18 protein-coding genes are annotated in these 22,874 nt (G+C 39.0%); 16 read left to right on the forward strand and 2 right to left on the reverse strand.

Translation table 11 applies throughout. From position 1 onward, the window contains the following. Window positions 1–19: 19 nt before the first annotated feature. Both glnD and map read right to left on the reverse strand, forming a co-directional pair. Complete coding sequence (glnD, locus tag AYJ55_RS06975; protein WP_162505381.1) at window positions 20–2,680, reverse strand: bifunctional uridylyltransferase/uridylyl-removing protein GlnD; 2,661 nt, start codon at window positions 2,678–2,680, stop codon at window positions 20–22. A 139-nt stretch (window positions 2,681–2,819) separates the two neighbouring features. Next, window positions 2,820–3,617 carry a type I methionyl aminopeptidase gene (gene map / locus AYJ55_RS06980; RefSeq protein ID WP_063655080.1) on the reverse strand — a complete coding sequence of 266 codons (798 nt, stop codon included), beginning with the start codon at window positions 3,615–3,617 and terminating at the stop codon, window positions 2,820–2,822. 612 nt (window positions 3,618–4,229) lie between these two features. On the opposite strand from map, the gene rpsB reads away from it, so the two are divergent. The 16 genes from rpsB to dnaE all read left to right on the forward strand — a co-directional run bounded on the left by rpsB (window position 4,230) and on the right by dnaE (window position 22,872). Further along, a complete protein-coding gene (gene rpsB, locus AYJ55_RS06985; RefSeq protein ID WP_063655082.1) occupies window positions 4,230–4,955 on the forward strand; it encodes a 30S ribosomal protein S2 in 726 nt (241 codons plus the stop codon). A gap of 154 nt (window positions 4,956–5,109) precedes the next feature. Beyond that, a complete protein-coding gene (tsf, locus tag AYJ55_RS06990; RefSeq protein WP_063655084.1) occupies window positions 5,110–5,961 on the forward strand; it encodes a translation elongation factor Ts in 852 nt (283 codons plus the stop codon). 284 nt (window positions 5,962–6,245) lie between these two features. After that, complete coding sequence (gene pyrH, locus AYJ55_RS06995; protein WP_063655086.1) at window positions 6,246–6,974, forward strand: UMP kinase; 729 nt, start codon at window positions 6,246–6,248, stop codon at window positions 6,972–6,974. A gap of 117 nt (window positions 6,975–7,091) precedes the next feature. Next, window positions 7,092–7,649, forward strand: a complete 558-nt coding sequence (gene frr / locus AYJ55_RS07000) for a ribosome recycling factor (RefSeq protein ID WP_032115724.1) — start codon at window positions 7,092–7,094, stop codon at window positions 7,647–7,649. 148 nt (window positions 7,650–7,797) lie between these two features. Continuing rightward, window positions 7,798–8,997: a 1-deoxy-D-xylulose-5-phosphate reductoisomerase gene (ispC, locus tag AYJ55_RS07005; RefSeq protein WP_063655088.1), complete on the forward strand. Its 1,200-nt coding sequence runs from the start codon at window positions 7,798–7,800 to the stop codon at window positions 8,995–8,997. A 223-nt stretch (window positions 8,998–9,220) separates the two neighbouring features. After that, window positions 9,221–9,967, forward strand: coding sequence for a polyprenyl diphosphate synthase (gene uppS, locus AYJ55_RS07010; protein ID WP_425393779.1), 747 nt, complete (start codon window positions 9,221–9,223; stop codon window positions 9,965–9,967). A gap of 9 nt (window positions 9,968–9,976) precedes the next feature. Beyond that, window positions 9,977–10,831, forward strand: a complete 855-nt coding sequence (gene cdsA, locus AYJ55_RS07015; protein ID WP_063655090.1) for a phosphatidate cytidylyltransferase — start codon at window positions 9,977–9,979, stop codon at window positions 10,829–10,831. 12 nt (window positions 10,832–10,843) lie between these two features. After that, window positions 10,844–12,199: a sigma E protease regulator RseP gene (rseP, locus tag AYJ55_RS07020; RefSeq protein ID WP_187153193.1), complete on the forward strand. Its 1,356-nt coding sequence runs from the start codon at window positions 10,844–10,846 to the stop codon at window positions 12,197–12,199. A gap of 33 nt (window positions 12,200–12,232) precedes the next feature. Then, complete coding sequence (gene bamA, locus AYJ55_RS07025; RefSeq protein WP_063655094.1) at window positions 12,233–14,626, forward strand: outer membrane protein assembly factor BamA; 2,394 nt, start codon at window positions 12,233–12,235, stop codon at window positions 14,624–14,626. Window positions 14,627–14,686: 60 nt separating this feature from the next. Beyond that, entirely contained in the window at window positions 14,687–15,178 is a 492-nt protein-coding gene (locus AYJ55_RS07030) for an OmpH family outer membrane protein (protein WP_063655096.1), read from the forward strand. Window positions 15,179–15,181: 3 nt separating this feature from the next. After that, window positions 15,182–16,210, forward strand: coding sequence for a UDP-3-O-(3-hydroxymyristoyl)glucosamine N-acyltransferase (gene lpxD, locus AYJ55_RS07035; RefSeq protein WP_063655098.1), 1,029 nt, complete (start codon window positions 15,182–15,184; stop codon window positions 16,208–16,210). Window positions 16,211–16,323: 113 nt separating this feature from the next. After that, window positions 16,324–16,776, forward strand: a complete 453-nt coding sequence (gene fabZ / locus AYJ55_RS07040) for a 3-hydroxyacyl-ACP dehydratase FabZ (protein WP_063655100.1) — start codon at window positions 16,324–16,326, stop codon at window positions 16,774–16,776. A gap of 14 nt (window positions 16,777–16,790) precedes the next feature. Continuing rightward, window positions 16,791–17,588: an acyl-ACP--UDP-N-acetylglucosamine O-acyltransferase gene (gene lpxA / locus AYJ55_RS07045; RefSeq protein ID WP_063655158.1), complete on the forward strand. Its 798-nt coding sequence runs from the start codon at window positions 16,791–16,793 to the stop codon at window positions 17,586–17,588. A gap of 49 nt (window positions 17,589–17,637) precedes the next feature. Continuing rightward, window positions 17,638–18,786, forward strand: coding sequence for a lipid-A-disaccharide synthase (gene lpxB, locus AYJ55_RS07050; protein WP_063655160.1), 1,149 nt, complete (start codon window positions 17,638–17,640; stop codon window positions 18,784–18,786). Further along, a complete protein-coding gene (gene rnhB, locus AYJ55_RS07055; RefSeq protein ID WP_063655102.1) occupies window positions 18,783–19,385 on the forward strand; it encodes a ribonuclease HII in 603 nt (200 codons plus the stop codon). Before lpxB ends, rnhB begins: the two co-directional genes overlap by 4 nt. 4 nt (window positions 19,386–19,389) lie before the next feature. Then, complete coding sequence (gene dnaE / locus AYJ55_RS07060; protein ID WP_063655104.1) at window positions 19,390–22,872, forward strand: DNA polymerase III subunit alpha; 3,483 nt, start codon at window positions 19,390–19,392, stop codon at window positions 22,870–22,872. The last annotated feature ends 2 nt before the right edge of the window (window positions 22,873–22,874 follow it).

Here is a 22,874-nt window from a genome sequence, read left to right on the forward strand (position 1 = left end):
CTCATCCTCTGGGTTGTAATTATTTAACATGTTTACTATTTTCTTTATCTATTGCAGTCAGGGCTTGGGTCAATTTTTCTGCCAGTTTATGTTGTTTATTTTGATCGAGTGCCTGGTTGTTTTGATCAGTAAGTACAAACAAATCCTCAACTTTTTCTCCAATCGTTGTGATCCTGGCTCCGTGTAAGAGCACGGCCATTTCAGTAAATATATTACCGATCTGTGCCAATAATCCGGGTTGATCGAGGGCAATAAGCTCCATATAAGTCGGCCTGCCATTATAATTGGGCAGAAAATGCACTTTAGTTGGTATATTAAAATGGCGAAATCTATGATGGGCGTTACGTGTTTTCAAGGTTTTGCTATTTGGGGTCTTAATAACTTTGAATAAGGCTTGGCGAATATTTTCATAGCGATCATGAGCCAACGGTTGTCCTTTAGGATCTAATACCACAAAAGTATCCATCGTCATATTATCTTTGTTAGTAAAGATTTGGGCGCTATGGATATTAAGATTTCGTCTATCAAGTTCTCCAGCAACCGCGGCAAATAGAGATGGTTGATCTGGACACCATATAAAAATTTCAGTACCACCATGCACAGATACTGTACTGATCAGTATTAATGGTTCATTTAAATTGTGTTTTAATAAAGCGCTAGCGTGCCAGGCAAGTTGCTGGGAAGTATGGCGTAAAAAATAATCGGCATGGCAGCGTGACCATAATTTTTTCAGCTCACCTTGATCAATATTTTTTTCGCCTAGCTGGGTTAACGCTTGCAAGCGATTGGATTGGATCCGTTGACGTAAAGTGGGCATTGCTTGCGTATCTTGATTTAATTGATTTTTAGTTAATAGATACAGCTCTTTTAATAGACTTTGTTTCCAGCTATTCCATAAGCTATTATTGGTTGCACATATATCGGCAACAGTCAGACATAAAAGATAATCCAGCCGGTTTATTGATTTTACTTCACTGGCAAATTGTTTAATAACAATCGGGTCTTGAATATCACACCGTTGGGCGGTCACTGGCATCAAAAGATGTTGACGCACAAGCCAGGCAATTAAGGATGAATCATGTTCAGATAGGCCGTGTGCTAGGGCAAATTGTTTTGCATCTTTCGCGCCCAGTTCAGAGTGATCACCCTTTCTACCTTTAGCGATATCATGGAACATAGCCGCCAGACGTAAAATTTCAGGCTGAGCAAGCTTGGTATAAATGGCAACGCACAAAGGATGTTGGTTACTATTATTTTGATCAGCAAATTGATCAAGTTTTTGTAATACGCGAATAGTATGTTCATCGACAGTGTAAGTATGAAAAAGATCAAATTGCATTTGGCCAACAATATTTTGCCAAACTGGCGTATAGGCACTAAGTACATCGTGTAAGTGCATGGGCACAATGGCGCCTTTTACCGCTCTGGGATGGCGCAAAATAGTAATAAAAATTTCACGAGCAATTGGGATTTCACACAGAGGTTTAGCCAGTTTTTGACAAGCAAAACGCAATTGACGCAGTGTAGCTGAGTATATTCCTTGAATATTTTCTTGTTCTGCCATTTGATAAAATAGCTGCAATATGGCTGCGGGTTGACGATCGAAAAGTGTGCTATCAATCAGATCGATGAGATCTCCTCTAAGTTGAAATTGATTATCAAGCTTATGTGGCGCGGCTAGGTTTTTTTCGCTAAGGATGGCTTCATCAAACAGTTGTAGCAGCATGCTATTGAGTTCTCGGACACGTCGTGTGACACGATAATAGTCTTTCATCATTTGCTCAACGGGCTGATTGTCTTTACCTTGATAACCAAGTAAGCGGGCAACATTTAATTGATGTTCAAATAGTAGGCGATTGTCATAACGTTTTATCATTAAATGCAGCGCAAATCGAATACGAAGCAAAAAATTTAAACATATTTTTAATTCTCGATATTCTGCTTGGCTTAGAAAGTCGAAATGAACTGTCAGCTCAATGGTGGTTGCACCAAAATGTCGGCGTGCGACCCATAACAGTATGTGAATATCACGCAAACCACCGAGACTACTTTTGATATCTGGCTCAAGGTTGTAACTAGTACTATGATAACGTTGGTGGCGCAACTGTTGTTCACTACGTTTGGCAGCAAAAAATTTATCAGACGGCCAAAAGTTATCGCTATATATCGCTTGCTGTAATGATAGAAACAGAGCTTGATCGCCACAAATTAACCTTGATTCAAATAGATTAGTTGCGATAGACAGATCTGTTTGTCCTGCCTGTAAACACTCTTCTAATGTGCGCACACTATGGCCAACTTGAAAACCTAAGTCCCATAGTAGAGTAATAAATTGACCAATCTTAGTGGTGATAGCGGTAGCTAAAGGATGTTGACTTAAAATTAATAAATCTATATCTGAAAGTGGATGTAATTCTTGTCGGCCATAACCACCCACGGCAATTAATGATAATTGGGGAATTAGCTCGAAACGATTAATTTGCCAAAGACGCTGTAGCAACTTATCAAGATAATTGCTACGGACGGCAATAAGTTCAGCGGCGGTAACTCCCTCCTTGAAAGATTGTTCTAACCATTTTTGCAAGCGCTCTACCTGTTGTTTTAGTAAAGGTAAAGTAAAATCCTCTTGAGATAATTTATCAAGCGCAAGGATGAGAGGGACAGGCTGATTACTTTTCATCATGGTATTATAACCGCGAAATTGCTGGAGGAGATCTGATTATGCGATTGCTAGTAAATGGTATGAATAGACAATAAAAAGCAGTAAAACAATATCATTAAAGTAAAATCCTCCAAAATTATGGAGGCCAATCTGAAAATTATCTATTCACTAATATAGTCGAAATAAATGGTTCTTCTTCTTTCCGTAAGGTAAAAATTTCACACCCATCGTCGGTGACAGCTAAAGTATGTTCATATTGTGCCGACCAACCTCGATCTTTTGTTTTTACTGTCCAGCCATCTTTCATTGTTCTAATACGATGATCGCCGGTATTTACCATTGGTTCGATAGTAAAGGTCATGCCTTTTTGCAGTATCACACCACTGTCATCAGCATCGTAATGTAATACTTGAGGTTCTTCATGAAAAACTCGACCAATACCATGGCCACAATATTCACGCACGACAGAAAAATGATGCTGTTGAACAAATTGCTGAATTGCCTGACCTATCGTCCGTAAACGAATACCAGGTTTGACCATTTTTAAGGCAAGATAAAGGCTTTCCTGTGTTACCTTGCACAACCGTTCGCCTTGAATAGTTGGTTTGCCAACAATAAACATTTTGGAGGTGTCGCCATGGAAGCTATTTTTTATAACGGTGACATCAATATTAATGATATCACCTTCTTTTAAGATTTTTTCATCACTCGGAATACCATGACAAATAACATCATTAACGGATGTGCAGATAGATTTAGGAAAGCCATGATAATTTAAACAGGCTGGGATAGCTTGCTGTTTTTCGACGATATGTGAGTGACAGATGCGATCAAGTTCATCGGTGGAAATGCCTGGTTTTATGTAAGGTTCAATAATTTCTAACACTTCTGCCGCCAAATGTCCGGCGATACGCATTTTCTGAATATCTTCTTCCGTTTTAATTGAGATAGCCATGAATTTTGCCTATTTATGCTGATTTAAGTGAGTAAAAATGCACTTATCAGCCAATTATGTTGATTAAATATAAATACTGTATGTTGGACGGTTATGTTAGCAGCGAAGCGCAGTTATGCCAACTAACGACTTAACATATCAATTTTTTTTTTAAATATGAAAATAGCCAAAAAGTAATGTTTGATTATTTTAAATTGAATTATCACTAGTGAACTGTAAAAAAATCATAAAAATTAGGATATTAGCAATAACACACAATAAAATATTGTTAAAGTAAATTTCATTCAGAAATGAATATTATTTATTTCAGAATAAGCAATACTAATTGTCGTGTTATTTTTTTAATTCAGCTAAATGACTTAAGCGTAGAAAAATATAACTATAGCTGGTGTTTTTGGTTATTTTATGATATAAAGCGCGCCGGCATTCTGTGTATTTTAATAAGTAGAAAAACATCGATTTAGCTCTAACATAAACTTAACTGTGTTATAACACACACAGATCGGCACATTTTCGGGGTGCTCTTAATCTGTAGGAAAATCTACAGCTAATGAGTCGGGGAATGGGATCTGTGGAGGCATAACCCCAATTTACTAAATTATAGAGGTTTAAATGGCAACTGTTTCCATGCGCGATATGCTTCAGGCGGGCGTTCACTTTGGTCACCAAACTCGTTACTGGAATCCAAAGATGAAAACTTACATCTTTGGTGCGCGTAACAAAGTGCATATCATTAATTTGGAAAAAACTGTTCCAATGTTCAATGAAGCATTAGCTGAATTGACTAAAATTGCTTCACGAAAAGGCAAAATTCTGTTTGTTGGCACTAAGCGCGCAGCAAGCGAATCGATAAAAGAAGCGGCTAATAGTTGTGATCAGTATTTTGTTAACCACCGGTGGTTAGGTGGTATGCTGACTAACTGGAAAACCGTTCGTCAGTCTATTAAGCGCCTGAAAGATTTAGAAGCACAATCTCAGGATGGTACTTTTGATAAGTTGACCAAAAAAGAAGCGTTGATGCGTACCCGCGAGCTTAGCAAGTTAGAAAATAGTTTGGGTGGTATTAAAGAGATGGGCGGTTTGCCTGACGCTTTATTTGTTGTTGATGCGGAACATGAGCATATTGCTATAAAAGAAGCAAACAACTTAGGTATCCCTGTATTTGCGGTTGTTGATACTAACTCTGATCCAGATGGTGTTGATTATATCATCCCTGGTAATGATGATGCGATCCGTGCAGTTAAACTGTATCTGGATGCTGTTGCGAAAGCTGTCCATGAAGGTCGTTCTCAAGATCAGGCGATTAAACCAGAAGAAAACTTGATAGAGACTGAATAATAAGGCCAGCTCTTCGTTAGTATAGAAGAGCCCTTATGGACCAGGTATTACAATATATTGGTTATAGGGGCCTAATTGGCTTCTTTTTACTTATCAGAATGAGAATTGTCTGCATGGGATGATTTCCCATCAGATAGATTGAGGAATAAATCACATGTCTGGAATTACCGCTGCTTTGGTAAAAGAACTGCGCGAACGTACTGGTGCAGGTATGATGGAGTGTAAAAAAGCATTGGTTGAAGCTGATGGAAATATTGAATTAGCTATCGATAATATGCGTAAATCAGGTCAAGCAAAAGCGGCTAAGAAAGCCGGTCGAGTGGCTGCCGAAGGTGTAGTAATGGCGGAAATTTCTGCCGATGGCAAATTTGGTGCATTGCTTGAGTTGAATTGTGAAACGGATTTTGTGGCTAAGGATGCGGGTTTTGTAGCATTTGGTAATGAAGTACTGAAATTCGTTGTTGTAAATAAATTGTCAAATATTGAAGAATTAAAGGCAAAATTTGAAGAACAACGTACAGCAATCGTTGCCAAGATTGGTGAAAATATTAATATTCGCCGAGTCGAGATCCTAGAAGGTGAAAAAATCGGCTGTTATTTACATGGTGCTCGTATTGGCGTTCTTGTGTCTGCAAACGGTGCGGATGATGAGCTTATTAAACATATTGCTATGCATATTGCGGCGAGCAAACCCGAATATGTTACACCGGCAGATGTACCAGCCGATGTTGTCGCTCATGAGCATCAAATTCAATTAGATATAGCAATGCAATCTGGTAAACCTCGTGAAATTGCGGAAAAAATGGTAACGGGCCGCATGAATAAATTTACCGGTGAGATCTCTTTAACTGGCCAACAATTTGTTATGGATCCAAGTAAAACAGTTGGTACGTTACTAAAAGAGAAAAATGCAACAATGACTAACTTTATCCGTTTTGAAGTTGGTGAAGGTATCGAAAAAGTAGAAACTGATTTTGCTGCTGAAGTCGCGGCAATGAGTAAATAATGATACCAATTGTTAAATTTAAATAGAGCCGCCAGTAGGCGGTTCTGTTTTATCTAATATCGATAATTTATTTTTTATCTGTCTGATAATACATTATCAATGATAATTTATGTGTAAATATGCCACTAAATTATTTAATTCAGCATATGCTTAATTCAACGGATTAGGGTTAGTATTTAGACTAAATTATCTTTTTCTAAAGTAATTAATCAAGTATTTTACATTCAGACTTTGAACTAAGAATTTTAAACATTCAATAATTTATCTGCTCAGGACGAAACACCATGGCAACTAATGCAAAACCAGTATATCAACGTATCTTGCTTAAGCTTAGTGGCGAAGCTCTACAAGGTTCAGAAGGTTTTGGTATTGATGCGAGCGTTTTAGATCGTATGGCACAAGAAATTAAGGAACTGGTAGAGTTAGCGATACAAGTTGGTGTCGTTATTGGTGGTGGTAACTTATTTCGTGGTGCAGGGCTAGCTGATGCTGGGATGAATCGTGTAGTTGGTGATCATATGGGAATGCTAGCGACAGTAATGAATGGATTAGCCATGCGTGATGCTCTACATCGTGCATATGTTAATGCCAGGCTCATGTCTGCAATACCATTAAATGGAGTGTGTGACAATTATAGTTGGGCTGAGGCGATTAGTTTGCTTCGTAATGGCAGAGTTGTTATTTTCTCGGCAGGAACGGGAAATCCTTTCTTTACAACAGATTCAGCGGCTTGTTTACGAGGGATAGAAATTGAAGCGGATGTTGTTTTAAAAGCAACCAAAGTTGATGGCGTCTATTCTGCTGATCCATCGAAGCGTTCAGATGCGGTTTTTTATAATAAATTAACGTATCAGGACGTATTAGAACGCCAATTAAAAGTGATGGATTTGGCGGCATTTACGCTGGCTCGTGATCATAATTTACCTATTCGCGTTTTTAACATGAATAAACCCGGTGCGTTACGTCGAATTGTGATGGGTGAAAATGAAGGCACGTCAATCTCGTGTGATTAATCTCCTTAGAGACACGGATGATTTTTGCCGGTATGATGTTATCAGTATCGTTAAAATAATTGAATTGGGTTATCGGTATAGCCTAAATATTTATAACCAGTTGCTAAGGGTTTAAATGTGATTAATGAAATCAAAAAAGATGCTCAAGAGCGTATGGAAAAAAGCGTCGAAGCATTGAAAAGTCAAATTAATAAAGTTCGTACCGGCCGTGCATCGCCAAGTTTATTGGATGGTATCATGGTTGAATATTATGGTGCTGCAACGCCGTTACGTCAGTTAGCGAATATTACCGCTGAGGATTCACGTACACTCGCCATTACTGTGTTTGATCGTACGTTAGCACCAGCAGTGGAAAAAGCCATTATGGCATCAGATTTGGGTCTTAATCCTTCTTCAGCAGGAACCATAATACGGGTGCCTTTACCACCGTTGACGGAAGAACGACGTAAGGATTTGATTAAAGTTGTTCGTAATGATGCTGAGCAGGGACGTGTATCTGTTCGTAATGCACGACGTGATGCGAATGATAAAATCAAGGCATTACTAAAAGATAAAGAAATTAGTGAGGATGATGAACGTCGAGCACAAGATGAAATCCAGAAATTGACCGATAATTTTATCAAAAAAGTTGATGAAGCTCTGGAACAAAAAGAAAAAGAATTGATGGAATTTTAAACATTTTTATAATAAAGCCATAAGCTATATAAAAGTAAGTATGGCTTTATTATATATCTTTAAATTTATTGCGCCATTTTATGTTATGCTATATGGCTGAGTTAAGAATAATTCTTTTTAATTAAAATAGTAGAGCATATATATCACAATGATACGTCTGACAATTTTAGGCTCGACGGGTTCAATTGGTAAAACGACACTATCAGTAGTCAAAAAAAATCCAGCGAAATTTGAAATTATCGCATTAGTTGCACATAAAAACGTGGCTACTATGGTTCAGCAATGCTTAGAATTCCAGCCACAATATGCTGCTATGTCAGACGAAAAATCAGCCAATAATCTAAGAAGCATACTAAATAAACAAGGATGTAAAACTGAAGTCTTAGTAGGCCAAAAGGGAGTTTGTGAACTAGCGGCACTTGATAATGTTGATCAAGTGATGTCCGCAATTACCGGAATTGCTGGATTAATGCCAACATTAGCTGCGATCCGTCAAGGTAAGCGTATTTTATTAGCCAATAAAGAATCATTAATTACTAGTGGGCAACTGTTTTTCGACGCAATTAAAAAATATGGTGCTCAGGTACTGCCTATTGATAGTGAACATAATGCGATATTTCAAAGTTTACCGATTGAAATTCAGCGTAATTTAGGTTTTGCTAATCTTGAAAAACACGGAATAACGCGCATAGTATTAACTGGTTCGGGTGGCCCTTTTCGTGAAATTCCGCTCGCTTCTCTTAAGAACATGACGTCTAATGAGGCTTGCAATCACCCTAATTGGTCTATGGGGCGTAAGATCTCGGTTGATTCGGCAACGATGATGAATAAAGGGCTTGAGTATATTGAAGCGCGGTATTTTTTTAATGCTTCAGCCGAGCAAATTGAAGTTATTATTCATCCACAATCTGTTATTCATTCAATGGTACGCTATCAGGATGGAAGTGTGATCGCTCAATTAGGTACGCCTGATATGAGAACACCGATTTCTTATAGTATGGCTTATCCAGATCGTATCCCTTCAGGTGCAGCGGCACTTGATTTTAAACAATTATCTTCATTAACTTTTATTGCTCCAGATTACCAACGTTACCCCTGTTTGAAATTAGCGATTGATGTTTGTCATCATGGGCAAGCAGCAACCACAATTTTAAATGCTGCGAATGAAGTTTCTGTTGCTGCATTTTTGGCCGGAAAGCTTCGATTTACTGATATTGCGCAAGTTAATTTGGATACAGTAGAAAGGTTAAGTTTGGCCGAACCTGATAGCATTGATGCAGTGTTAGCAATTGATAGTGAAGCGCGTCAAATGGCAATTAATTATATTGAAACATTAGCAATATCTTAGTTAATAAAGAATTTTAGCTGCTCAAATGTTTCTACATTTATCTCAGATTAAATTTTTATAAAATTATAATGGGTTTAAGGATATCAAAAATGAATAAAGAGCTAACTATTAATTTATTAGTAAATATGAGAATTTTTTGATTCATCTTATTTTATTATCCAAAATAATTAAGCGCAATAGTTATGTTAGCTTATAGTAAAGGAACTTTTTTGGCATGAAACTTATGTATGATAATGATAGCTCACAGCAACGAATTCCGAGGCATGTTGCTATTATTATGGATGGTAATGGACGCTGGGCGAAGCAACATGGAAAGTTAAGAATTAAAGGGCATCGAGCAGGAACAGAGGCGGTGCAAAAAGCGGTTAAATTTGCTGTTGAAAATGAGATTCAGTCTTTAACGCTCTATGCGTTTAGTAGTGAAAATTGGAATCGACCAGAAACTGAGGTTAGTGCTCTGATGGAACTTTTTACTTGGTTTCTGGATGATGAAGTTAAAAATTTAAATATTCATAATGTTAAATTAACGATTATTGGCGATATCAGCCGATTTAAAACTAAATTACAAAATCGTATCAAACACGCGGTTGACTTAACCGCAAATAATACCGGATTACAACTCAATATTGCCGCTAATTATGGTGGTCGTTGGGATATTACCCATGCAATGGGACTTATTGCAGAAAAAATTAAAGCGGGTTCATTATTACCAGAAAATATTAACGAAGATACGGTAAATGAATTTATTAGTCTACATGATCAACCAACCGTTGATTTAGTTATTAGAACTGGGAGAGAATATCGCATCAGTAATTTTCTTTTATGGCAGATTGCTTATGCTGAATTTTATTTTACCGATGTGCTCTGGCCGGATTTTGATGAGGAAGCTTTCAAAAGTGCAATTGTGGCTTTTAATCAGCGTGAACGACGTTTTGGTAACACTGAGCCTGATGATATCAATGAAGAATAGGGGACTCTTTTGCTAAACTTAAATGTTCGTATCATTACAGCTATCATACTTATTCCATTAGTTATCGCGGCACTTTTTTTCTTACCTCCTAACTTGTTTGGTTATGTTATCATTGCTATTTGCTCGTTAGCTGCTTGGGAATGGAGCCAATTTATTGGCTGGATAGTGCAGATTAAACGAATTATATGTGCTGTTTTATTTGGTATATGTTTATTGGGTTTACAATTGTCATTTCAGGATTTCAGTCAATTAACAACAGAGCCTCTGATTATTTATATTTTATCGGCTGGGTTAGTTTGGTGGTTAGTTGCGATAATATTGGTTTTCACTTTTCCTACTTCTGCTCGATTCTGGTCTCAGTCAGTAATATTAAAAATTTTGCTTGGTATTTTAACCATTTTACCTTTTTACTGTGGCATGTTGGTGTTAAAAAGCGTCGATTATCATATTGACAATTTTATCGGTGCTTGGTGGGTGCTTTATGTCATGCTATTAGTTTGGAGTGCAGATAGTGGCGCTTATTTTTTTGGACATTTATTTGGTAAACATAAATTGGCGGCGAAGGTTTCTCCTGGTAAAACCTTGGAAGGTATGCTCGGTGGAATGCTGACAGCAGGTATTATAGCCTGGCTATTTAGTTTATTTGTTCCTGTTTTGTTAATATCCAAGAATTTACTACTTTGTTCTGTTATTGTTGTAATTATTTCTGTTTTTGGTGATTTAACGGAAAGTATGTTTAAACGTCAGGCTGGCATCAAAGATAGTAGTCATTTAATTCCAGGACATGGTGGCGTATTAGATAGAATCGATAGTTTGACCGCGGCTATACCTGTTTTTGCAGGATTGACATTGTTATTTTTTTAGTTTTTAAGGTATATCATGGGATTTGTTTGGAGTTTAGCGGCATTTATTATTGCATTAGGTGTGCTAATTATCGTACATGAATTTGGCCATTTCTGGGTAGCTAGGCGCTGTGGTATTTATGTTGAGCGTTTCTCCATTGGTTTTGGAAAAGCCTTATGGCGTAAAGTTGATCGTCATGGTACAGAATTTGTTATCACCCTGATCCCGTTAGGTGGCTATGTTAAAATGCTAGATGAGCGAGTAGCCGCTGTAGCACCAGAGCGTCTCCACTTTGCTTTTAATAATAAAACAGTAGGACAACGTGCTGCAGTGATTAGTGCAGGGCCAATAGCCAATTTTTTATTGGCAATATTTGTTTATTGGTTAGTTTTCATTATTGGTATCCCTTCCGTGCGCCCAGTCATTGAAGATATTCAGTCAAACTCGATTGCTGACCAAGCAAATATTTCACCAGGTATGGAACTAAAATCAATAGATGGTATCGAAACCCCTGACTGGAACGCAGTTCGTCTCGCCTTAATTAGTAAAATTGGTGATGAAGAATTAAGCATGAAGGTTTTACCTATTGGAAATTCAACGCCGATAAAAAAAGTGATTGATTTGAGGGAATGGCATTTTGATCCAGAAACTCAGGATCCGGTTTTATCTTTGGGAATTATGCCAGTTAGTGCCAGGCAAGATCCCATTGTGCGTAATATTCAACCTGGCTCAGCGGCGGCATTATCAGGTTTACAAGTAGGAGACAGAATTGTAAAAGTGGGTGATCAGATAATAGATGTTTGGCATCCATTCACCTATTTTGTTCGGCGAAGTCCTAATATTCCATTGTTATTGACGATCGAAAGACAAGGTGAACAGCAGCAATTAACGTTAACACCAGAAGTAAAAACGATAGCTAAAGGGCGGCAAGTTGGATTTGCCGGGCTTGAATTATCAGTAATACCACTTGCAGATGAGTATAAAATCACTCAGCAATATGGTCCGTTTTATGCGTTGTACCAGGCAACTGATAAAGCTTGGCAGTTGATGAAGTTGACAGTTAGCATGATAGGTAAATTGGTCACTGGTGATATTAAACTCAATAATCTTAGTGGGCCTGTTTCTATTGCAAAAGGAGCAGGCATTTCCGCTGAGTCTGGGTTAGTGTATTATCTGATGTTTATTGCATTAATTAGTGTCAATTTAGGGATCATTAACCTGTTTCCTTTGCCTGTATTAGATGGTGGGCACTTACTTTTCTTGCTAATCGAAAAGATTAAAGGAGAGCCAGTGTCTGAGCGTGTACAAGACTTCAGCTATCGTATTGGTGCTATTGCATTGATATTATTAATGGGGCTTGCACTTTTCAATGATTTCTCTCGTCTTTAAGAGAGAGACTAGTTAGGAATACTCATAACAACAATGGCGATGAAAAAGTTGCTCATAGCATCGCTGCTATTTGGCAGCGCCACTGCATACGGTTCAGACGGGTTTGTAGTTCAAGATATTCATTTTGAAGGTCTTCAACGCGTCGCCGTTGGTGCAGCACTATTGAATATGCCGGTTCGGGTAGGAGATACGATTAATAATGACGATATAGGTCGTACTATTCGAGTGCTATTTTCAACGGGTAATTTCGAAGATGTTAGAGTTTTGCGTGATGGAAATACGCTTATAGTTCAAGTAAAAGAGCGGCCAACTATTGCAAGCATTACATTCTCTGGTAATAGGTCGGTTAAAGACGATTTATTAAAGCAAAATCTTGAGGCTTCCAATATTCGCGTTGGTGAAGCTCTTGATCGCACAAAACTGGCGGATATCGAAAAGGGTCTGGAAGATTTTTATTACAGTGTTGGTAAGTATAATGCGACAGTTAAAGCAGTAGTCACACCGCTACCGCGTAATCGTGTTGACTTAAAATTAATCTTTTCTGAAGGCGTTTCAGCTAAGATCCAACAGATTAATATCGTCGGTAATAAAGCATTTACCACGGGTGAATTGGTAAATCGTTTTCAATTACGTGATGATGTACCCTGGTGGAATTTTATTGCTGATCAAAAATATCAGAAACAAAAACTGGCAGGTGATTTAGAAACCCTGCGCAGTTTTTATCTCGAACGAGGTTATGCCAAATTTAATATCGACTCAATCAATGTCAGTCTCACACCTGATAAGAAAGGTATTTATGTCACTATCAATGTGACAGAGGGCGATAGATATACCATATCAGGCGTTGAATTAAATGGTGAAACTGCTGGCCATTATGATGAAATCAACCAATTAATCACCACCATCAAACCTTCTTCGCTTTATAATGGTACTGAAGTTACTAAAATTAAGGATCTCCTGGGTCGTTATGGTTATGCTTATCCCCGTGTTATTACCCAACCTGAAATCAATGATGAAGATAAAACCGTCAAACTGCATGTGAATGTTGATGCAGGTAGCCGTTTCTATGTTCGCCAAATCCGTTTTGTCGGCAATGATGTTAGTAAAGATTCTGTTTTACGTCGTGAGATGCGTCAGATGGAAGGCGCTTGGTTAGGCAATGATTTGGTTAACCTAGGCAAAGAACGATTAAATCGGACCGGTTTTTTCGAAACCGTCGACGTTGAAACGCAACGTGTACCTGGTACACCTGATCAAGTTGATGTGGTCTATAAAGTTAAAGAACGTAATACCGGCTCGATAAAGTTCAACATTGGTTTTGGTTCTGAAAGTGGTATCAGTTTCCAAGTCGGTGTTCAACAAGAAAACTGGCTTGGTACTGGTAATGCTGTTGGTATTAGTGCAAGTAAGAATGATTATTCGACTTATGCGGAATTATCATTAACCGATCCTTACTTTACCGTTAATGGTGTCAGCTTGGGTGGGCGATTATTCTATAATGATTTTAGTGCCAAGGATGCCGATCTTTCACGCTATAATAATAAAACTTATGGTGTTGATAGTACCTTGAGTTTTCCTTTTAATGAAAATAATGCGTTTCAAATTGGGGCAGGTTTTGTTCATAACTCCTTGTCTGATATGAAAGCTCAAGTCGGAATGTGGCGTTATTTACAAAGTATGGGCGAAAATCCCAATATTGATGATAAAGCACGCTATAATGCTAATGATTTTACCCTTAAGTTAGGCTGGACTTATAATAACCTAGATCGTGGTTTTTTCCCGACAGCGGGTAATAAAACTTCATTAAATAATAAAATCACCATTCCCGGTTCTAATAATCAATACTATAAGATTCGGTTTGATACATCGCAATATTATCCCATTGATGAGGATAAAAAATGGGTATTATTAGGCAGGGCACAGTTAGGTTATGGTAATGGTTTTGGTGGTAAAGAATTACCATTTTATGAAAACTTTTATGCTGGTGGTGCTGGTACAGTACGTGGTTTTCGTTCCAATAATATCGGCCCTAAAGCAATTTATCTTGAAGAAAAAAATGGTGTAGTAAGTCCAAAATCCGGTAGTCCCTCAACGGATGCTGTTGGCGGCAATGCAATGGCAATAGCGTCCTTGGAGTTAATTACGCCAACCCCGTTTATTGATGAAAAGTATGTTAATTCGCTCAGAACTTCTTTCTTTATTGATGCAGGTACTGTTTGGGATTCGAATTGGAGTAACACCCGCGCAGACTGGAGAGCAGAAATGCCTGACTATGGTAAGGCATCCAATATTCGAGTTTCGACAGGGATTGCATTACAATGGATGTCACCACTTGGTCCGCTGGTCTTTTCTTATGCCAAGCCAATAAAATATTATGAAGGTGACAAATCTGAAGAGTTTCAGTTTAGTATTGGTAGGACGTGGTAAAACGTCAATTCAATTCATCGATTCGCTTGTGGTCAGGTCATAAGCGATAAGGAGTTTAGTGTGAAAAAATTGTTGTGTGCAGCAGGTTTAGGTTTGATTTTATCTGTATCTGCCAGTGCTTATGCAGAGAAAGTTGCCGTTATTAACGTCGGTGAAGTTTTTCAGAACATAGCAACCAGTAAAGCGGTAACTAAGCAACTTGAAAAAGAGTTCAAAGGACGCGCTAATGAGTTGCAAAATATGGAAAAAGATTTACAGGCTCGGGCAGAAAAATTGCAAAAAAGCGCCGCTAAGCCTAATGAAAAAGTTCTTCAAGCGTTTGAGGCTAAGCGGAAAAATTTTCTTCAAAAAGCACAGCAATTTGAACAAGATAACCAACGTCGTCAGCAAGAAGAGCGCAATAAAATATTGCAAACGATAAAGACGGCAACTAAAGCGGTTGCAGAGAAAGAGCGTTACGACGTGGTTGTTGACGTAAATGCGGTTCTCTATCCGGAAAACAGTTCTAGCCTGAAAAATATTACCGATCTGGTTATTAAGAAGGTTAAATAATACATGGTTTCTATTCGATTAGCTGATTTAGCCCAACAATTGGACGCGCAGCTACATGGTGATGGTAATATTACCATTACCGCTATTGCGCCTATGCATTTAGCGAAGGAAGGGCAAATTACTTTTTTATCGGATAGCCGTTACCTAACGCAATTAGCAAAATGCAAAGCTGCTGCTGTGGTATTAAAGCATGAGGATCTACCTGAGAGTAAAATAGCCGCATTAGTGGTTAAAGATCCTTATCTTGCCTATGCTCGATTAGCTCAAATTTGGGATACCACGCCAAAACCTGCACAAAATATCCATCCTTCAGCGGTTATTGCGGAAGATGTTAAGCTCGGCGAAGATGTTGCCATTGGCGCTAATGCCGTTATTGAGTCAGGGGCGACATTAGGTAATCAGGTTATTATTGGCGCAGGTTGCTTTATTGGTAAAAATGTCAAGATCGGTCAGTCTACGCGTTTATGGGCAAATGTTTCTGTCTATCATAATGTCGAGATAGGTGAACAGTGTCTTATCCAATCTGGAACAGTTATTGGTTCAGATGGTTTTGGCTATGCAAATGAAAAAGGCCAATGGATAAAAATACCTCAATTAGGTACAGTTATTATTGGAAATAATGTCGAAATTGGTGCTTGTACCACCATTGACCGCGGTGCACTAGAGAAAACAATAATTGGTAATGGGGTTATCATTGATAACCAATGTCAGATTGCTCACAATGTGATTATCGGTGATCATAGTGCTATTGCGGGTGGTGTTAATATGGCCGGTAGCCTGAAAATAGGCCAATATTGTATGATTGGTGGTGCCAGCGTGATTAATGGACATATGGAAATTTGTGATAAAGTTACTATAACCGGAATGGGAATGGTAATGCGTCCAATTAGTGAGCCGGGAATATACTCTTCTGGCATCCCATTACAGCCAAATAAGGTTTGGCGAAAAACAGCAGCTTTAGTCATGAATATTAATGAAATAGCTAAGCGCATGAAGGCACTAGAACGTAAGGTATTTAGTAAAGATAACTAAATACTGCTGTGTAGATTTGTTAATTGCGGCCTGCAGATTACCTTATTGAGGGTTAAAGCAGGCCGCATTATTAATATATAATTTTTTAAATTTAAACAAGAAGAGTCTTTTCTATGAGTGATAAGCATACTCTGGATATAGAAGAAATTTTAGGTTTGTTACCCCATCGTTATCCTTTTTTATTAGTTGATCGTGTATTGGATTTTGAAGAAGGTAAATTTTTACGTGCAGTAAAAAATGTCTCTTTTAATGAACCTTTTTTTCAAGGTCATTTTCCGGGTAAACCAATATTTCCGGGGGTATTAATTCTTGAGGCAATGGCTCAGGCGGCTGGTATTTTAGCTTTCAAGAGTGTTGGAAAATTAGAGCCTGGCGAACTTTATTATTTTGCTGGCATTGACGAAGCAAGATTTAAACATCCGGTGCAACCTGGTGATCAGATGATTTTTGAGGTAACGTTTGTTAAAACTAAGCGTGGTTTGACGCGTTTTAAGGGTATTGCAAAAGTGGATGAAAAAGTTGTTTGTGAAGCGACAATGATGTGTGCTTGCAGCCAAGAAGCGTAAAAATGAGGGCTGATATGATTAATAAAACAGCGATTATTCATCCCTCTTCTATTATTGAAGAGGGCGCGATTATCGGTGCGAATGTCCGCATAGGCCCGTTTTGCTATATTGGTTCTCAGGTTGAAATTGGTGCAAATACCACACTGAAATCTCATGTGGTTGTCAATGGCAATACCAAAATTGGTTGTAATAACCAGATATTTCAGTTTGTCGCGATAGGTGAAATTAATCAGGATCTAAAATACCAAGGAGAGCCAACTCGAGTTGAGATTGGTGATCGCAATTGCATTAGGGAGAGTTGTACTATTCACCGTGGTACCCTACAAGGCGGAGGTTTAACCAAAATGGGTCATGATAATCTATTGATGGTAAATACCCATATAGCCCATGATTGTTTGCTAAGCAATTATTGTATAATTGCTAATAACGGTACGCTTGGTGGACATGTTAAACTAGATGATTATGCCATCATTGGTGGTATGAGTGCGGTGCATCAATTTTGCCAAATTGGTGCTCATGTTATGGTTGGTGGCTGCTCTGGTGTTGCCCAAGATGTTCCGCCTTATGTCATTGCGCAAGGTAATCATGCGACTCCTTATGGTGTGAATATTGAAGGTTTAAAACGCCGTGGCTTTGATAAAGAATCACTACATGCGATTAGGAATGCGTATAAAATCCTTTACCGATGTGGTAAAACGCTAGATGAGGCCAGACAAGAGTTGGTCGTTCTAGGTGAAAATAATCAACAGATAAAAATACTGAGTGATTTTTTAGAGAATTCAGCGCAATCTAACCGCGGGATTATTCGTTAACAAGCAACCTGAATAGGAGAAATCTTTGGCGAATAGTCATCAAGTTGCAATTCAACAACGACCTTTGACTATTGGTCTCGTTGCAGGAGAAACATCAGGCGACATACTTGGTGCAGGTCTTATTCGTGCGCTAAAACAGCAAGTCCCTAATGCGCGTTTTGTCGGTGTCGCAGGCTCATTAATGCAAGCTGAGGGCTGTGAAGCCTGGTATGAAATGGAAGAGCTTGCTGTGATGGGGATTGTTGAAGTTTTGGGTCGACTAGCGCGATTATTACAAATTCGCGCTGACCTAACTAAACGTTTCGTTAAGTTGCGGCCTGATGTATTTGTTGGCATAGATGCGCCTGACTTTAATATTACCCTTGAGCGAAAATTAAAGCAAACAGGGGTCAAAACCATTCATTACGTCAGTCCTTCTGTTTGGGCGTGGAGACAAGATCGTGTTTTCAAGATAGGGGAGGCGACCGACCTGGTGCTTGCTTTGTTACCCTTCGAAAAAAGGTTTTATGACCGTTACAACATTCCCTGCCGTTTTATCGGCCATACGATGGCTGATATCATATCGCTACAGCCTGATAAACAGGCTGCCAGAGCACAACTAAATATAGCCCATGATGCTAAGTGTTTGGCCATTTTGCCGGGTAGCCGTCGGGCTGAAGTTGAAATGTTAAGTGCAGACTTTTTGCACGCTGCCCAAATTTTGCTAAAAGACTTTCCTCATTTGCAAATCTTAGTTCCTATCGTCAATCAACAGCGCCGGCAGCAGTTTGAAGCGATTTATCGTGAGATTTCGCCAACCTTACCACTGAAAATTTTAGATGGCCAAGCGCGGATAGCTATGATCGCAGCCGACGTAACTTTATTAGCTTCGGGAACAGCTTCATTAGAATGTATGTTAGCAAAATGTCCGATGGTAGTTGGATATCGAATAAAATCAGTGACTTATTGGCTAGCTAAACGTTTGGTTAAAATCCCTTTTATTTCATTGCCTAATTTATTGGCGGGCGAAGAACTGGTTAAAGAATATATTCAGCAAGATTGTCAACCTGAACAATTAGCTGGCTCACTTAAGTCTTTACTAATCGACGAAAAAAAGGTTGAGCAGCTAAAACAAACCTTCTTGCAACTACATGAAAGTATCCGTTGTCATACTGATCAACAAGCGGCAGAGGCTGTCTTGGAGCTAAGTATGAAATGAATAATTTTATTTATCCTAAAGCAAAATTTATTGCGGGTGTTGATGAGGTTGGTCGAGGACCTTTAGTTGGAGCAGTAGTGACAGCCGCCGTGATTTTAGATCCCAAACAGCCAATAATAGGATTGGCAGATTCAAAAAAATTAACCGAAAAGCGGCGTAATGCACTTTATATTGAAATTCAAAACAGAACATTGTGTTGGAGCATTGGGCGTGCAGAGCCTGAAGAGATTGATAAAATCAACATATTGCAGGCAACTTTTTTAGCCATGCGCAGGGCAGTGGCGGCACTTACCACTATGCCTGATTTTGTTTTGGTCGATGGCAATAAGAGCCCAGGCTTTGCTGTACCTTCTCAGGCGATTATTAAAGGTGATAGTTTGGTGCAGGAAATTAGTGCCGCGTCAATATTAGCGAAAGTGACCCGAGATAGGGAAATGCGCGAGTTAGATATCCTTTATCCGGAATATGGTTTTGCTCAACATAAAGGCTACCCAACGGCATTTCATTTAGAAAAACTGGCTCAGCATGGTGCAACACAGTTTCATCGCAAAAGTTTTGCGCCTGTTCGCCGAGTACTGAGTTGCAAAGAGTATAGCTAAGAAAATGGCCGAACCACGTTTTATACACTTACGCGTACATAGTGACTATTCCATTATTGATGGATTAGCAAAAATTAATCCACTCGTTAATCGAGTGGCAGAATTAGGTATGCCTGCATTGGCAATAACCGATTTTACCAATCTTTATGGTTTAATAAAATTTTATGGTGCGGCACATTCTGCCGGAGTTAAGCCAATTATTGGTGCAGATTTTTATCTAGAAAGTGAATTACTCGGCGATGAAGTTGCTCATTTAACTATCCTGGCTAAGGATAATAAAGGTTACCATAATCTAACCCTGCTTATTTCCGCAGCCTATCAAAAAGGCTATGGCGCGATCGGACCAACTATCAAACGAGAATGGCTAGTAACTCATAAAGAGGGACTATTATTACTCTCTGGTGGCTGCATGGGCGATGTGGGTAAATTTCTATTACGCGGAAATCAACAACTGGTTGAACAATGTTTGGATTTTTATCAAACCCATTTCCCAGATAACTATTATCTAGAAATTGCCAGAACTGGTCGGCCTGATGAAGAGAGTTATTTACATGCTGCGGTCCAATTGGCCGCACAAAAAGGTGTGCCAGTCGTTGCTACGAATAATGTACGCTTTATTAATAGCGATGATTTTGCTGCACATGAAATACGGGTCGCGATCCATGATGGTTTTACACTCGCTGATCCGAAAAGACCAAAAAATTATAGTCCTCAGCAATATTTACGCAGTGAACAGGAAATGGTTGAGTTATTTGCCGACATTCCTGAGGCATTGGAAAATAGTATCGAAATTGCTAAGCGCTGTAATGTAATGATGCGTTTAGGTGAATATTTTTTGCCACAATTCCCGACCGGCGATATGGCAACGGAAGATTTCCTGATCAAATGTGCAAAAGCCGGGTTAGAAGAGCGTTTACAATTTCTTTATCCCGACGAGAAGGAGAGAGCTGAGCGACGGGTTGAATATGATCAACGTTTAGATATCGAGTTACGAGTGATTAATCAGATGGGATTTCCTGGTTATTTTCTGATCGTAATGGAGTTTATTCAATGGTCAAAAGATAACGCTATTCCGGTAGGCCCGGGACGAGGATCAGGCGCAGGTTCATTAGTTGCTTATGCATTAAAAATTACGGACTTGGATCCGCTTCAATTTGATCTGCTATTTGAGCGTTTTCTTAATCCTGAGCGTGTTTCCATGCCTGACTTTGATGTTGATTTTTGTATGGAAAAACGCGATCAGGTCATTGAACATGTTGCGCAAATGTATGGTCGTGAAGCTGTCTCACAAATTATTACTTTTGGTACCATGGCTGCAAAAGCGGTTATTCGAGATGTTGCTCGGGTACTGGGGCATCCGTATGGATTTGTTGATCGTATCGCCAAATTAGTTCCGCCGGATCCCGGTATGACGCTTGAAAAGGCATTCATTGTAGAGCCACAATTGCAAGAAATTTATGATGCTGATGAAGAAGTTAAAGCATTAATAGACATGGCGCGCAAACTTGAAGGTGTGACACGTAATGCAGGTAAACATGCGGGTGGAGTAGTCATTGCGCCGACAAAAATAACAGATTTTGCCCCCCTTTATTGTGATCCTGAAGGGCAAAATCCGCTTACCCAATTTGATAAAAATGATGTTGAATACGCAGGGCTGGTAAAATTTGATTTTCTTGGTCTAAGAACTTTGACAATTATTAGTTGGGCGTCAGATATGATTAATCAACGTCGGGCAAAACAAAATTTAGCGCCCATCGATATCGCGACCATCCCTCTCGATGATCAAAAATGTTTTGAACTATTGCAACGGGCCGAAACGACAGCGGTATTCCAACTAGAATCTCGGGGTATGAAAGACTTGATTAAGCGATTACGCCCTGATTGCTTTGAAGATATGATTGCTCTGGTTGCACTTTTTCGTCCCGGCCCATTACAGTCAGGGATGGTGGATAATTTTATTGATCGTAAGCATGGACGAGAAGCCATCTCTTATCCTGATGTTGAATGGCAGCATGAATCATTACAACCGGTTTTAGAGCCTACCTACGGTATCATTCTTTATCAAGAACAAGTTATGCAGATTGCTCAGGTGCTTGCTGGTTATACGCTAGGGGGAGCAGATATGCTCCGTCGGGCGATGGGTAAGAAAAAGCCTGAAGAAATGGCACAACAGCGCTCAGTTTTTGAGGCAGGGGCGGTTAAAAATGGTATTGACGGTGAGTTAGGCATGAAAATCTTTGACCTGGTAGAAAAATTTGCCGGTTATGGATTTAATAAATCACATTCTGCTGCTTATGCATTAGTTTCATACCAGACCCTTTGGTTAAAAACACATTATCCGGCTGAGTTTATGGCAGCAGTTATGACAGCGGATATGGATAATACTGAGAAAGTGGTTGGTTTAGTTGATGAATGTTGGCGTATGGAGTTGAAAGTATTGCCACCGGATATCAACAGTGGATTATATCATTTTCATGTCAATGATAGCGGTGAAATTGTTTATGGCATTGGCGCCATAAAAGGTGTTGGTGAAGGTCCTATAGAAGCTATTATTGAATCACGTCAAAAAGGTGGTTATTTTAAAGAAATTTTTGATCTTTGTGCACGGGTTGATACTAAAAAGCTTAATCGTCGCGTGATGGAAAAATTGATTATGTCCGGTGCTTTTGATCATTTAGGTCCGCACCGTGCCGCATTAATGTCTTCATTAGAATATGCCTTAAAAGCGGCAGATCAACACGCTAAAGCTGAAGCTATTGGACAAACTGATATGTTTGGCGTATTAGCTGAAGCGCCTGAGCAGGTTGAACAATCTTATGCTAGTGTAGCTAAATGGCCTGAACAGCTTATATTAGAAGGTGAACGCGAAACATTGGGTCTCTATTTAACTGGACATCCTATTACTGCTTATTTGTCTGAAATTGAACGTTATACTAGTGGATTAAGATTAAAGGATGTGAATCCAACGCCTCGGGGACAGATGTCAACGGTGGTTGGTTTAGCGCTGACAGCTAAAGTAGTAACCACTAAACGTGGCAACAGAATAGGTATATGTACTTTGGATGATCGCTCTGGACGCTTGGATATAATGTTATTTTCAGATGCGTTAGAAAAATATCAGCATCTACTTGAGAAAGATAAAATATTAATTGCCACAGGTCAGGTCAGCTTTGATGATTTCAATGGTGGTAATAAAATGTCTGTTCGTGAACTGATGGATCTTAGTGAAGCTCGTGAGAAATATGCCAGAGGTATTGCTATTTCATTGACAGATAGACAAATTGATGACCAATTATTAAACCGTCTTCGTAGCACATTGGAACCTTATCGTTCAGGAACAATACCGGTTCATCTTTATTATCAGAAGAAAGACGCTCGCGCTAAATTAAAATTAGGCGTCACTTGGCGGGTTACTCCGACCGATAATCTTTTGACTGAGCTGCGAACTCTGCTAGGTAATCAGCAGGTAGAATTAGAATTTGACTAAAT

Source organism: Candidatus Arsenophonus triatominarum (assembly GCF_001640365.1).
Lineage (GTDB): Bacteria > Pseudomonadota > Gammaproteobacteria > Enterobacterales > Enterobacteriaceae > Arsenophonus > Arsenophonus triatominarum.

What these genes read in the sequence shown, in the direction of transcription:
- rpsB (WP_063655082.1), top strand. Translation starts at nt 4,230, where the DNA reads ATGGCAACTGTTTCCATGCGCGATATGCTTCAGGCGGGCGTTCACTTT.
- tsf (WP_063655084.1), top strand. Translation starts at nt 5,110, where the DNA reads ATGTCTGGAATTACCGCTGCTTTGGTAAAAGAACTGCGCGAACGTACT.
- glnD (WP_162505381.1), bottom strand. Translation starts at nt 2,680, where the DNA reads ATGAAAAGTAATCAGCCTGTCCCTCTCATCCTTGCGCTTGATAAATTA.
- uppS (WP_425393779.1), top strand. Translation starts at nt 9,221, where the DNA reads ATGTATGATAATGATAGCTCACAGCAACGAATTCCGAGGCATGTTGCT.
- lpxA (WP_063655158.1), top strand. Translation starts at nt 16,791, where the DNA reads ATGATTAATAAAACAGCGATTATTCATCCCTCTTCTATTATTGAAGAG.
- bamA (WP_063655094.1), top strand. Translation starts at nt 12,233, where the DNA reads ATGGCGATGAAAAAGTTGCTCATAGCATCGCTGCTATTTGGCAGCGCC.
- dnaE (WP_063655104.1), top strand. Translation starts at nt 19,390, where the DNA reads ATGGCCGAACCACGTTTTATACACTTACGCGTACATAGTGACTATTCC.
- map (WP_063655080.1), bottom strand. Translation starts at nt 3,617, where the DNA reads ATGGCTATCTCAATTAAAACGGAAGAAGATATTCAGAAAATGCGTATC.
- pyrH (WP_063655086.1), top strand. Translation starts at nt 6,246, where the DNA reads ATGGCAACTAATGCAAAACCAGTATATCAACGTATCTTGCTTAAGCTT.
- lpxD (WP_063655098.1), top strand. Translation starts at nt 15,182, where the DNA reads ATGGTTTCTATTCGATTAGCTGATTTAGCCCAACAATTGGACGCGCAG.
- ispC (WP_063655088.1), top strand. Translation starts at nt 7,798, where the DNA reads ATGATACGTCTGACAATTTTAGGCTCGACGGGTTCAATTGGTAAAACG.
- rnhB (WP_063655102.1), top strand. Translation starts at nt 18,783, where the DNA reads ATGAATAATTTTATTTATCCTAAAGCAAAATTTATTGCGGGTGTTGAT.
- fabZ (WP_063655100.1), top strand. Translation starts at nt 16,324, where the DNA reads ATGAGTGATAAGCATACTCTGGATATAGAAGAAATTTTAGGTTTGTTA.